This window comes from Allofournierella massiliensis, from assembly GCF_964241245.1.
Lineage (GTDB): Bacteria > Bacillota > Clostridia > Oscillospirales > Ruminococcaceae > Allofournierella > Allofournierella massiliensis.
On the sequence record NZ_CAXSWZ010000006.1, the window covers coordinates 12,626 to 25,347 of the forward strand.

Annotated in this window: 14 protein-coding genes and 1 tRNA gene; all 15 read left to right on the forward strand. The window is 57.0% G+C overall.

All coding sequences use genetic code 11. The features are described from left to right. The first annotated feature begins 80 nt into the window (after window positions 1–80). The 15 genes from ACESYO_RS04575 (at window position 81) to ACESYO_RS04645 (ending at window position 12,691) form a co-directional block, all read left to right on the forward strand. On the forward strand, window positions 81–770 hold the full coding sequence (locus tag ACESYO_RS04575; protein ID WP_373209457.1) for a DUF4830 domain-containing protein: 690 nt from the start codon (window positions 81–83) through the stop codon (window positions 768–770). A 121-nt stretch (window positions 771–891) separates the two neighbouring features. Continuing rightward, a tRNA-Met gene (locus ACESYO_RS04580) sits at window positions 892–968 on the forward strand. 356 nt (window positions 969–1,324) lie between these two features. Next, window positions 1,325–2,017, forward strand: coding sequence for a hypothetical protein (locus tag ACESYO_RS04585; RefSeq protein WP_087233670.1), 693 nt, complete (start codon window positions 1,325–1,327; stop codon window positions 2,015–2,017). Between the two features lie 72 nt (window positions 2,018–2,089). Then, window positions 2,090–2,785: a hypothetical protein gene (locus tag ACESYO_RS04590; protein ID WP_087327425.1), complete on the forward strand. Its 696-nt coding sequence runs from the start codon at window positions 2,090–2,092 to the stop codon at window positions 2,783–2,785. Between the two features lie 2 nt (window positions 2,786–2,787). Then, window positions 2,788–3,981, forward strand: a complete 1,194-nt coding sequence (locus ACESYO_RS04595; RefSeq protein ID WP_071434940.1) for an antirestriction protein ArdA — start codon at window positions 2,788–2,790, stop codon at window positions 3,979–3,981. Then, window positions 3,978–5,099 carry a DUF6329 domain-containing protein gene (locus ACESYO_RS04600; protein ID WP_071430801.1) on the forward strand — a complete coding sequence of 374 codons (1,122 nt, stop codon included), beginning with the start codon at window positions 3,978–3,980 and terminating at the stop codon, window positions 5,097–5,099. Before ACESYO_RS04595 ends, ACESYO_RS04600 begins: the two co-directional genes overlap by 4 nt. A 263-nt stretch (window positions 5,100–5,362) precedes the next feature. After that, entirely contained in the window at window positions 5,363–6,373 is a 1,011-nt protein-coding gene (locus ACESYO_RS04605) for an LPD28 domain-containing protein (protein WP_071430800.1), read from the forward strand. Continuing rightward, entirely contained in the window at window positions 6,374–7,471 is a 1,098-nt protein-coding gene (locus ACESYO_RS04610; protein WP_139193380.1) for a DUF4314 domain-containing protein, read from the forward strand. A gap of 1 nt (window position 7,472) precedes the next feature. Continuing rightward, window positions 7,473–8,642: an antirestriction protein ArdA gene (locus tag ACESYO_RS04615; protein WP_328245464.1), complete on the forward strand. Its 1,170-nt coding sequence runs from the start codon at window positions 7,473–7,475 to the stop codon at window positions 8,640–8,642. 50 nt (window positions 8,643–8,692) lie between these two features. Beyond that, window positions 8,693–9,679 carry a hypothetical protein gene (locus tag ACESYO_RS04620; RefSeq protein WP_373211208.1) on the forward strand — a complete coding sequence of 329 codons (987 nt, stop codon included), beginning with the start codon at window positions 8,693–8,695 and terminating at the stop codon, window positions 9,677–9,679. 149 nt (window positions 9,680–9,828) lie between these two features. Continuing rightward, window positions 9,829–10,167, forward strand: a complete 339-nt coding sequence (locus ACESYO_RS04625) for a hypothetical protein (protein ID WP_373209456.1) — start codon at window positions 9,829–9,831, stop codon at window positions 10,165–10,167. Continuing rightward, on the forward strand, window positions 10,164–11,144 hold the full coding sequence (locus ACESYO_RS04630) for a DNA adenine methylase (RefSeq protein WP_207738183.1): 981 nt from the start codon (window positions 10,164–10,166) through the stop codon (window positions 11,142–11,144). Before ACESYO_RS04625 ends, ACESYO_RS04630 begins: the two co-directional genes overlap by 4 nt. Before the next feature lie 2 nt (window positions 11,145–11,146). Then, window positions 11,147–11,590, forward strand: coding sequence for a hypothetical protein (locus ACESYO_RS04635; RefSeq protein WP_071430792.1), 444 nt, complete (start codon window positions 11,147–11,149; stop codon window positions 11,588–11,590). Then, window positions 11,583–12,311, forward strand: coding sequence for a DUF3849 domain-containing protein (locus tag ACESYO_RS04640; protein ID WP_373209455.1), 729 nt, complete (start codon window positions 11,583–11,585; stop codon window positions 12,309–12,311). Before ACESYO_RS04635 ends, ACESYO_RS04640 begins: the two co-directional genes overlap by 8 nt. Window positions 12,312–12,331: 20 nt before the next feature. Continuing rightward, window positions 12,332–12,691 carry a SpoVG family protein gene (locus ACESYO_RS04645; RefSeq protein WP_373209454.1) on the forward strand — a complete coding sequence of 120 codons (360 nt, stop codon included), beginning with the start codon at window positions 12,332–12,334 and terminating at the stop codon, window positions 12,689–12,691. Window positions 12,692–12,722: the final 31 nt, after the last annotated feature.

Here is a 12,722-nt window from a genome sequence, read left to right on the forward strand (position 1 = left end):
TATTTTAAGGATCCGGCACATATCTATGAACCAGTGCTTCGCATGACCGAAGAGCAGTTCATGGAGGAGGGATCCAGACAATGTTTGTGTTGACGTTGGGCAAAAAGAGCCTGCGCAGGCTGGGCGCCGCCGCGGTGTGCGGCATTGCGCTGGCGGGGGCGGTGCTGGCGGTGAGCGGCTTCATCCACGCGGGGGACGGCGCGCTGGAGGCCAGCGCTTCGGCCGCGGTGAGCGGGGCCGCCGTGCCCGGGCAGATCACCGGCTCGGAGGACATCGCCGCCTTTTTCAAGTGCTTCGGGCTGGAGGTGGATCTGACCACCGCCACGGTGGATAAGGTGAAGATCCCCAAAAAGTGGGACGAAAGCTTTTCCGCCTTCAACACGGTGGTGAAGGAGAGCGGCTTCGATCTGGCGGACAGCAAGGGAAAAACGGTGGAAAAATGGCTGGTGGAGTGCCCGGCCCGGTCGGGCGGCGACACCACCTGCCAGTGTGTGCTGCTGGTGTATAAGGAAAAGCCGGTGGGAGCCTACCTGCTGAACGAGCCCTCCGGCGAGGTGCTGGGGCTGGCAAACGCCGCGGCCACCCCCGCGCCCCTGACCGATGAACAGGCGGCCCAGACCGCCGCGGGCTTCGGGGAAGGAGCCGCCCAGGCCTCGGCGGACGGCGAGGTGCAGACCCAGCCCCCGACGGATAGCGCCGCCCAGCAGGCCAGCGGCGACGAAATTGTGGAGTTTGATCTGGCGCAGGTGGGGGCGGAGCCGGTGGAATGAGAACTGCCCGGCCCCATGCGGCAGAAAAGAGCGGATTAAAAAAAATAAAAAAACAGGCTTGACAACCCCGATTCCGTATGCTATTATATATAAGCACTCAGCAAGAGGGCAAACAAAATAGCGCGGAGTGGAGCAGCCTGGTAGCTCGTCGGGCTCATAACCCGAAGGTCGTTGGTTCAAATCCAGCCTCCGCAACCACATTGTGCGACCAAAAAAGATATCGCACCGAAAAAGCCCGGAACCATGCGGTTTCCGGGCTTTTTTCGTGTCCAAATTTTACTGCACAAGAAAAAGATATCATCCGGCCTTTCCCCTATGGGGTGAGGACTTGAACTAAATCCCGGCGCTTTTCAGCCCGCTTTCGAGGTGAAAATACGGAAATAATTCGTGTTCTCCAAAAAATATTTTGTTAATTTTTTGTGAACGAAGTGGATTGTACCAAAATGTAGTACAATCCACTTCGTTCTGAAGTTCTGTGGCCGTCACCTATATTCAGGTGGCGGCTTTTTTTATTTGCGCGGGCGTATAAATTGAAATGACTGGAGGTCTTTCTGATGGAGCATCACAACAAGATGGATAGAGAACAATTTTACCGAGAACTTTGCACGGTGCTTGGCCGGGAAGGCTTCACCACGCAGCCGGAGCAGGATGATCTTCTCCCGGTGGAATGGGATGGTCTCCCCCTCTGCCGGATCACAGAGGGCGGAGGGGTTCGCTACTGGCAGGAGGATGTGGCAACGGCGGAACGGGAACGAGCCTGTGAGCGAGTCACTGATCTGGCCTGCACAGTGCGGGAGTACATGACGCTGCTGGAACAGGCTCCGCCCCTGCAGGCCCAAAGCCTGACCGGCGACTACCGCCTGCTGGCCGACTTCAACGGCACAGTGCTGGCTGCCCACCCCACCCGGCTTGGCGTCCATTTCGTCACATGGGACTGGAGCTGTGACCGCACAGGTCTCAACCAAGGCCATTACTTTCAGGATAACTATACGGGAGCCAAGCAGGACTTCGCCATCCGTGCCGGTCTCGTCTCCAAACAGCTGATTTTTAACGAAGCACAGCTCACCGAAATCTATCGATGCTGCACCGACACACTGGATGCCGGAGTTGATTTGACTGTCGACCAGGAACAATGCATTAAAAGTGTTCAGGAACAGATCCTACGTGGAATGCCCAACATCCTGGAGCGCATGCGAGAGCAGGAGCAGCACTCCTTGGATTCTCAAAGCCAGGAACTGACCATGTAATACACCGAGCGCCGGAGTTTTAGAAATAAGACTCCGGCGCTTTTTTATTTCACCGAAAGGAGCACACCACCCATGACGCGCTACTTCATGAGAGATACCCCCTTATACCAGATGGAGCAGATGATGATGACCCCGCCCCATTTCAAGCCCAGAGGTCACGGCCTACGCCGACCTACATTTCACTATCAGTCTGAAGATGTCGATTGCCAGTACTGCACAAACTACTCAAAGGAAAATCCCTGCCCGCTGTGTGAATGCACTTGCCTGGGGGAACGAATCGAGACCGGGTCGCTCAGCCTTGCGAAAGTAATTGAGGACTGCCTCCGTGGCAAGCTGAGAATGAGGCTTTGGAAACGGTTGGCACAGGAGATCTACCCATATCCTCTGCAAGCCTTCCATTCTGACGAACACCGTAGCCGTTGGATGCACTGGCGAACACGTTGCCGCCGATTGTCGCAGCGCAACCAGGCCGCACTGTTTCTCCTGACAGCCTACGACGATATCTGGCGCAGGATGATCTGGAAGTTTGATGCCTGCGGATTTGATTTCCAGTCCCTCCGGCTGGCCGGCATCCAGCCGGAGCTTTACAGCGTTTATCAGGCGGCCAAAGCCATTTCCACCGGCAGCCAAAACATTACCATTGCCGATCTCGCATCCCCCGAATTGGTCACAGATGAGGCGTTCCACCTGATTATCTGCGCTCTGCTTCTGGCCAAGTACGGTGATGCGATTTTGAATTTTGAGAAAAAGAAAGGTGATGCAAATTGATCATGAAAGCAGTTCTGAGCAACGCCGACCACCCGGAATATGGTGTTGCGACGATCCCCCTGCCCATTCCCAGAAATCAATACGACCACTGCGTTGCGCTGTTGGAGTCACTGGAAATCGGCCATGTATCGGATGCCGACTGCCATGTGGACGCACTCGACAGCGCCTGGCCTGTGCTGTATCGGCTGGAAGGTGCCAGGGTCAATCTGGACGAGCTGGACTATCTGGCTAAGCGGCTGGACAGCTTTGATGTGGGCGAGTTTTCGCAATTTCAGGCCATGGCCGAAAAACTGCAGCTCACCAGCATGAAGGATCTCATCAACCTGACCTTTTGCTGCCAGCAGGCAACGGTGATCACGGACTTCACAAATTTGAAAGAGGTTGGCCGTGATCACTACATGAACATCCATGGCGGGTGTGCCAGCATGGAGGAACTGGAGCAGTTGGACGGAGAGGAAACCGCCATCTTGCTGATTGAGGGCAACGAGGGAACCATCACCCGCTACGGTGTGGTCTATGACAACGGTATGCAGCTCTCGCAGCTCTACGATGGAAAGCACCTGCCCTGCTATCACTATGAGGCCGATCTGACCGCTATCGGAATATCTTCCCGACAGGAACCGGAGAACACCCAAAATGTCACCTGGATATACCTCCCTGCCTCCAAAGGCCAGATTGAACGCGCCATGCAGCGCAGCGGCATTGCGCCTGAGAATAGGTGTCTTTGGATGAGTGAAAGCTCATTTCCCGAGGAAGTGGATGTGGTACTGGACTTCCGGTGCGAAAACATACACGAGCTCAATGAGCTGGCGCTGGTCATGGACAAGCTTTCATATGACGCCCGTGAGAAGCTGGGGGCCGCAGTCAGCATGGCCAAGCCGGAGTGCGCCGGTCAGATCCGGCATCTGGCGGAAAACCTGGATCTCTTTGCATTTGCCCCCGGCGCACATACCCCTGCGGAATACGGAAAATACATGATCCAGAAATCCGGTCATTTTGAGTATGACCCCAATCTGGACGAGTTCTATGACTACGAGCGGTATGGCCTGCAGCACATGGATCAGGAGTCCGGCGTGTTTACTGACCGCGGCTATATCGCCTACCAGGGTGCGCTGAGTCTGGAGGAACTGATGGCGGATGACCCGGCAGAAGCCTATCAGCGGGAACAGGACTTTCAGATAGGGGGAATGGCATGATCCAACTCTTCATGAAACGAAGCGGCAGTCCGGCCATTGTCCCGCTCCATTTTCCCGCATCGCATGACGCTATGACAGAAGCGGTCAGCCGGCTTGATGAGGCCAGCAGAACGGGCAAAACAGAGATCGTCGAGATCAAAAGCGTGATCGCTAATCTGCCGTCGTACCTCAGCGGGCTTGACCCCGATTCCAGAACGCAGCTTGCACAGCTGAATCAGCTTTCCAGCATCATTGCCAAAATGGACTCCCGTGAACGGAACATCTATGCCGGCGCATTGGATGGCAGCAGCATCAATGACCTGAGTGATATGATTCGTGTGGCGGAACAGGTGCCGGACTACATCCTCATTCCCAATGTCAATTCAGATGTGACACTTGGCCGTTATGTCGCTGTTGCAGGCCAGATTCAGGGCGATCCCAGATTCCCTGAAGCCGCCTGGCCCTACCTGGACTTTGCGAAGATCGGCGCAGAATACTATGCCGACCATGGCGGCGCCTATACCCATGCAGGCTATGTGCTCCGCAAGCAGGATGATGCGCTTGTCAGAGAGAAAAAGTCGAAGGTCCAGCTCGACCTCTCCTCCGCTAAGGCGCAAGCGATCGTCTGCCTTCCGGCAACGAAAGAGGAATTGGAGCGAGTAAAAAGAACACTGGGCATCGATTGTTTTGCCGAGGCAGCAATCACCAGAGTGTCGTTTTCTGTTCCCTATATGGACGAGCATATTCCCACTACAGGGGTCTGCGTGGAAGACGCAAACGAATTGGCCTGGGCCATTGAGGGGATGCAGTGTGACGATGGTGAGCTGCTGAAATATCTGTCGGTTCTTTCTGTGGAACAGCCAGGGACCATGCAGGAGGCGCTCCGCTATGCCATGAATCTGGACGACTACGAGCGCATCCCGGAGGACGCCTATGAATACGGGCAAACGGTCCTTCGGCGCATCGGTGCCGATGATGAACTGATCGATACCATCGACGGGTATATGGATTTCGAGAAGCTGGGCGAGGACGCCATGGTGGAGGACGGAGTCCGGCGCACGGAATTTGGCCTGATTCGCCGGTGCAGCAGCCCCTTTGCTGAGGAAACGCAGGCGATGGAGATGGAAGGGCTTTCCTGATGCCCCACGAAACCGAACTGCTCTGCGTAAAGCTGGCGGCGTATTCTCTCCTCGATATGCAGGTGACCTGAACAACACGATCCAATGATTGGGAGGAATGTGAATGAAGAAGAAAATAATGATCACAATAGCATCTATGGCGGCACTGGGAGCCGCTGTCGCCGGGTATCTCCACTTTTCCGGCAAGATGCCTTTTGGCCATAGCCATTTCCGCTGAGCTGTGGTATGTTGTGTAGCTATACCAAGGGGAAAGAGGTGAAATAATGAGCGTCAATGCGATGACTGAGGAGTATGAGCATATCGAGCTGTTTGGGAAGCCTGCCCTGTTCACCAATGCGCGAGTAGACACCCACACTGTGCCGGACGGTTGGCATGTATATGATCTGCGAGGCAGTGACAATGATCCGGGCTCACCCTGTACGCTGGAAATTCTGGTTGTGGTTAATCACGCTGGTTCTATCGTTGTGCCGGAACCGATTTCCTTTCCGGATAATCAGGACTACCGTGAGATTGGTGATGCGCTGGATTTTCTCGGCGATGAGATCACACTCACGGAATTTTGCAAACAGTATGGGTTGAAGACTCCACCCAAATATAAACTCAGGCCCGCTTCCCGTGAGGAGGCGGGCCTGTTCTATTCTCAGGTGGAAGAAGAACGGGACCTTCAGGCCGGTACAGTGGGCCATGTGCGGATGGATTTCGGTTCTTCCGGAAAAGGATTTCACCATTCCTGGTGGCCCCATAACGAAGACCAATTCAACACCGGGGAATTTAAGGATGACCTTCAGGAAGTGGTGGACACCCTTCGTGCCGATGGCCCGTTGAAGGACCTGGCATCGATGAGAGCCTACTGCTATCGGAACGGCGGGGCCATCACCGAGGACGGCCGGAGTTATGGCTACATCGCAGAAACGGAGCATTACCGCTACTGCCTGCGCTGCACCCCGTTTCCCGGCGACTACCAGGGGTATCTCTACTGCTATGACCTGCGTCAGCAGCAGATGGCCCAGCAGAACAGGGCCGTGGGGCGTGCGACCTTTGCCAATGGGGAACAGCGGGAGTATCACGATCCCCAAACCTATCTGGCTGCCATCCGGCAGGAACTGCCGTATCGGGATGTGACGGGTTTCCGGTATGAGACTCTGACGGATGACCCGGCTGTCCGCAAACAGGTGGATGACATCCTCTTCGACCTTTATGGCGAAGAAAATCCCCATTCTCTTGCGGACTATGAAAACAATCCCGGCCAAAATATGAATATGGGAGGAATGTAAATGTCAGCACCAAAAGAATGGCTGGACTTCCTGCGGGAACAGTTCCCCGCAGGTTCGAGGATCAAGCTCAGAGAGATGAAAGACCCGTATGCCCCGCTGGAGCCGGGCAGCACAGGGACTCTGGACTACATCGACGATGCTGGGCAGTTCCACATGAAGTGGGACAACGGCAGAACCCTGGCGCTGATCATCGGTGAGGACAGCTTCACCGTTCTGCCGCCCGAGCCCACCACCCTGAAGCTGTATATGCCCCTGACCGCCGATCTCTACACCCGCAACGAGTATGGGGAGATGGAGGACGACAGCACCCCGCTGGACGGAAGGCTGCTGCGGTGCTATGAGGGCGAGATCCTCAGAGCCCTGATCAACAACCGGATGCCGGAAGAAGCCGAGAGCGGCATCATGCACTGGTATGGCAAGGATGACAGCGTCAACCAGAAGGTCAAATCCGCCGTGTTCACCGTCGAGGAGCGGAACGGCCGGCTATGGGGCGTGGCTGAGTGCCGGGTGGTCGGCGCCCTCACCCCGGAAGATCTGACCACCCTGAAGGAGTACGTCTCCGGCCAGGCCTCGGATGGCTGGGGCGAGGGTTTCGAACAGCGGGAGATCTGCGTCGGCGACGACGAGCTGTATGTCCACCTGTGGAGCATGGAGGACAATTGGGACATCCGAACCGAGGCGGAGCAGTTCGCGCCCAGAGTGGCAGACGGCCTGCCGGAGATGTGCTTCTCCACCCTCAGGTCCACCGGCGATCTCATCTGCATCCGCCGGGGCGAGACCGGCTACTACCCCTCCGATTGGGACACCGGCGACAAGGAGAAAAATGTGGAGCTGGCGGACGAGCTGAACGAAAAACTGGGAGTCAGCCCCATTCAGCGGCAGGCCATGGAGGTGGGCAGTATGTGCGGCTGGGATGCCCCCGGCGCTGACCCCGCCAAGTACCAGGAAGACTATGTACAAACCGGGGCCCCCGCCGAAGCCCGGCACAGCGGGTTCGGTGGGGAGAGGAGTTCCGGCAAAATGAGTGAGCCTTGTCCCCCGGACGAGGCGAATGATATGGAGCATGGAACGACGATGGGAGGGATGACCCTTGGATAAAGTGTTTCGTGTGGAGCTGTTCGGGGAGAAGACGAACCGGTGGTGCGAGCTGGAGCTTCCGGCTACCTACTACGGCCTTCTGGATGCGCTGGACAAGCTTCAGATGACGCTGGGCGAAAAGCCGAGATGGGAATTCCTCGAACACCATGGCTTTGTCTTCCTGCAAGACCATTTGGCCCATGAATGCGATCTCTATCAGCTTAACGCTTTGGCAACCTGTCTGGGACAGATGAACGGCAGAGAAAAGACTGCCTTTGAAGGGCTGTTCAACATGGAGGTGGCCAAAAAGTACGGCCCCATCAGTGTTGCCACCATGATCGATCTGGCCTACAGCACAGACTGCTGCCACGTGGTCAACGCCTCAACGGATGAGCAGCTGGGCAGATTCTACGCCGAGAATGATTTCATCCCCGCACTTGACAAAGTCCCCGACCCCATCTTCGAGTACCTGGACTTTGAGAAGCTCGGCAGAAACGCCCGATTTGAGGAGGGCGGCGTCTTTGCAAACGGTGGTTATGTCACGCAGCACAACGAGCTGAAGCAGGTATATGACAGCCTGGCCTTGATCCCCGAAGCGCCGGAATATGGCATCCGCCTGACGGTCGGCAAGTGTCCCTCCCACTCCGATGAGCAGCCGGACAACAGGATGTGCCTGGATCTGCCCGCTACGCAGGAACGGCTGGACGCTGTTCTGGAGGCTTACGGAGGCGCCTCATGGTCGGAAATGTCTGTCCAGGTGGAGGACAGCGCGATGCCCGCGCTTCTGGAAAGCATGGACTGCAATGATGTTCACGAACTGAACGAGTTGGCCAAATGCTTCAAGGAGATGGTCGCGCAAGGAGACCTCTCCACATACAAGGCGGTTATCCTTGCGGCGGATTGTCACGATATCGCTGCCGCTGTCCGAATTGCGGAAAATCTGGATGACTACCTGATCGAGCCGGATCAGCGGACCCCCGAGGAGGTGGCCGTAGAGGAGCTTCGCTTCATTGTGGATGAGCATTCCCGGTCTATTTTGCAAAAGCACATTGTCCTCTACAGCTACGGCAAGGATGTCATGGCGTCAAACAACGCACTGCTGACCCCCTATGGGCTGGTCCAGCGCAGGGATGGCGAGCCGATCCGCAGCGAAGAAATGCAGGCAGAGAAGGCCGGAATGGAGATGATGTGATGGCAAATCGGCAAACCAGGCGGCTCCTTGATCTCCTGGACGGCTTTGAAATGACCAAGTCCCAGCACGACTGGCTGGAGCGGCGGTTCGAGAACATGACGGTCAAAGAAAGTCTCCTGTTCCGAGGGGCCATGCAGATCGAGCAGCCGAGGATGACCTGCGATGTGATGCTGATTGCCAGTCAATTGGATCACTACGACCTGTTCTACGGCGCCGGGGACGATGCCCGACTTGGCAAATTTATCATGGAACAGATCCAGCGCCCTGCCTCCCAGGCACGTGCATTTCTTGACCCGGAGAAAGTGGGGGCAGCTTACCGCCAGAAAGGTGGGAACACCTTCTGCGACGGGCACTTCATCAGGGTCACCTCCCTGATCGATCCGTTTCTGGATGGCGCCCCGACGCTGAATCCCGACAAAGGCGACTACGGTATCCGAGTCAGGCTGGCAAGCCGCTTCAATACGGACGGCGTGTGGGTGGGATTCCCGGACACCGGCGAGTATATGGATGCCGCACACCCGGACGAGCTTCTCCTGGCGCTGGACGCACTGGAGGTGGAGTCTTTGAGCGAGTGCATTGCTGTGGATGTGGGCTGCTGCCTCCCGCAGCTGAAGGACATCCTCTCTCAGTACGGCTCCGCAGCGGAACTCGTCCGTCACGCCATCGACTTCGGCTATGTCTGGGCGGAACAGGGGCAGGGAGGACCCCAGTGGCTGGATAAATGGCAGGCTGTGATGGAGCTGGAGGATTGCCACCGTCTGGATTACGCCCTGGATCTGGCACAGAACCTCCACTGCTATCACTTCATGCCCCGTGACATGGAACTCGCCGATTTCGGAAAAGAGCTGGCGAAACGGGACGGCGTATACCCCAGGGACGAGCTGCTTGCCTCCTGCTTTGATGCGGAGGGGTATGCCAACCAGAGGATGAAGAACATGGGTCTGTCCGCCGCTGCGCATGGCTTCGTATCCTGGAACGGCACAGAGCTGGTCTATGAGTACAGTCAGCCGGATATGGAGCCGACCATGTCCATGTGAAAAGCCACCCACAGACCAGCCGCCGCAACGGAGGTGATGAAATAAGAAATGAAATAGCCTGAACACCACAGGGGCCGTTACCCGAAAGGGACAAACGGCCCCTGATTTTTTGCGCTCTTTTCGGGTGACAGCCCCGGAAAGGAGCCCGCATGACCACGACAAACCCCATCGCTGCGTACCTGAAGACCTATCACAAGGGAGCGGAAAGGGTCGTATCCAGCCGGGAGCTGGAGGCAGCTTTCCAGATCCGCGGCCCCGACCTGCGCCGGTTGATCAACAGCCTGCGTGGGGATGACGTCCCCATCTGCAGCTCGGCTTCCGGCTATTATTACGCCGGTACTGAGGAAGAACTGCGCAGAACGATCCGGCAGCTCCGGAGCCGGATCAAGAAGATCGCCCACGCGGAACGCGGTCTCACCAAGGCGCTGGAGCAATCCATCGACAGCGGACAGATATCCCTTCCGCTGGAGGGCGGTGATACCGCTTGAAAAGCTTCATCCCCTGGGTGGGCGGTAAAAGCAAGCTGCTGTGGCTGATCCGAAAGCTGTCTCCCTCGCGGTATTCCCGGTTTATTGATGTGTTCGGCGGCAGCGGCACAGTGACCCTGAGCCGCCCCATCCAGCCGGGATGTATGGAGGTCTACAACGACTTCAACAGTGACCTGACCAACCTGTTCTGCTGTGTCAAAAACAGGACCATGGCGCTTCTGCTGGAGTTGGGTTTTCTGCCGCTGAATACACGCGACGATTTCAATGTGCTGTATAAGTTCTTCTCCAAAGAGGAATTCACCGATGACTATCTGGACGAGGAGATGGAGCTGACGGAGCGGTATCTGGAGCCGCCGGATGCCGAGACCATCCGAAGGATGATGCTGGAACGGGCGCCTCGCGGCGATGTGCGGCGGGCCGCCGACTTTTTCAAGCTGATCCGATACAGCTTCAGCGGCGGTGCCAAGTCCTTTGCCGGAAAATCCTGCGACATCCGCCGTTTCTTCTACCTGATTTGGGAGTGCTCCCGCAGGCTGGCAAATGTCGTCATCGAAAACAAGGACTGTGTGGAGGTCGCCCGTCAGTACGACCGGCCAGACGCATTTCTGTATTTTGATCCGCCCTATTACGATGCGGAGGACTGTTATGCGGCGGTGTTTCCCAAGGAAGATCATCAGCGCCTCCACGACGCCCTTCTGGAGTGCCAGGGGTATGTGATGGTGTCCTACAACTACTGCCCCTTCATCGTGGAGCTGTACAAGGAGTTTTACATCTTCCACACCACTCGCCCCAACAGCATGTCGCAGAAGGCCGGAAGCGAGTATGAGGAGATCGTCATCACCAATTACGACCCCCGCCGCCACAATTCCGCAAGGCATTGGCAGCTCAACCTTTTCAACCTGTCTGCCGCGGATGAGGAGGAGGGAAAATACACCCTGATCCATGAACCCACAAAAGAACTCAAACAGGAGGAATGAACATGACATTTATCAAGTACACAAGCGACGGCAAGGCCGTCATCCAGCCCGCCGCCCTGACCTTAAGCGGGCTGGACAGGGAGGAAACGCTGGAGCTGCACACCCTGGAAAACGCCATCGTCCTGCTCAAGCAGGAGATGGAGCCTGCGGAGAAGGCTGCCGCCACGACAACTCTGCTGCGACTGGCCCACAGCCTGATGGAGGATATGCTGGCCGACTGGGAGGCCCAGGAGGACGATGGGGATATGTGCGACGGCTGCCACGGCTGCGATGAAGATATGCTCCCCATCCCCGCCGAAGCCTTTGCGGATGCCGGCATCCTGTACGATAACCTCTGTGTGTTCAGCGTGGACGGCGCTGTTCTGGTGGTATCCGATGACCACAAGACCACATGGAGCGATGCGCTGACCAAGGCGATCCTTGAAAGTGGGAAAGCCAATGACTAAAGACCACGCCTACCTCTATCTCAGTTCCTTCGCCGAGGCCAAACGGCAAAACGAGGTGGCCCTCTGGCGGGCAAGCCACTTGGAGAACATCGCCTGTAAGCAGGCCATCGAGGAGGCCATCCGCAGGGGCTTTGATGGGATGCATCTGAGTCACGACTGCGCCAGGGGCGTCATCGAGGACTTTGGCTTCAAGCGTGTGGGATGGGTGCTGGCCGCCACGCTTCAGCAAAAGCAGTACGATGGACGATTCAGCCCTCAAAATAAAACATGGGCGGCATCCACCTTCATCCCTCCCAGCGACCGCAATTACGAGTTTTCGGTGGAGAGTCACCCCGCTGTGCTGGACGGTTTTGTCAGCGCCTTCCGGGAAGCACAGGCAGAGTTGAACCTGTTTAACAGTTCTCACTGCGACGATATGACCGGGCAGGAGCTGGAGGGCAAGGTGCTGGTTATGAGTCCTATGACTTTGAGGGAGTCCTATTGGGCGCCAGAGAATCAGCTCTGGCTGGCGACCGGCGGCTTTGGCTGTGCCCCCAGCGCCGCGGGCAGAGCGGTATACGCCACCTGCCTCGGTGACGGGGAGCGAACCCGGTGGAACCGGAGTGATTTCATCGGCATTCTCAAGGAAGAACATCTGCCCGACTGGGCAAGAGAAAGCCTGGAACAGATCCGGCAGGAAGATCCTGCCGAATCTGCCGGCATGACAACCCCATCCATGTGAGTGAAAGGAGCTTGATAACCATGGCAGCGACCAAAAAGAAACAGCAGGAAACCACCACGCCCCAGGTGGAGGCGCGGATCGACCGTCTGGTGGACGGAGATTTCAAGACCAAAGCTTTCGCCAGCGCCACCATCGGTGGGGCCTTTGCCGTCCACGGCATCCGGGTCATCGAGTCCGACAAGGGCCGTTTCATCTCCATGCCCCAGGACTCCTACAAGAAAAATGGTGAAACCAAGTACAACGACACCTTCCATGCCATCACCGCCGAGGCCCGGAACGCCCTGGTGGACGCCGTCAATGACGCCTACGAGCAGAGGCTCCAGGAGCAGCAGGAGCAGAAAGGCGACGCTCCCGACCAGGCCATGAGCCAGCAGATGTGAGCCGCTGGCCCTGAAGGGAGGTGATGTGATT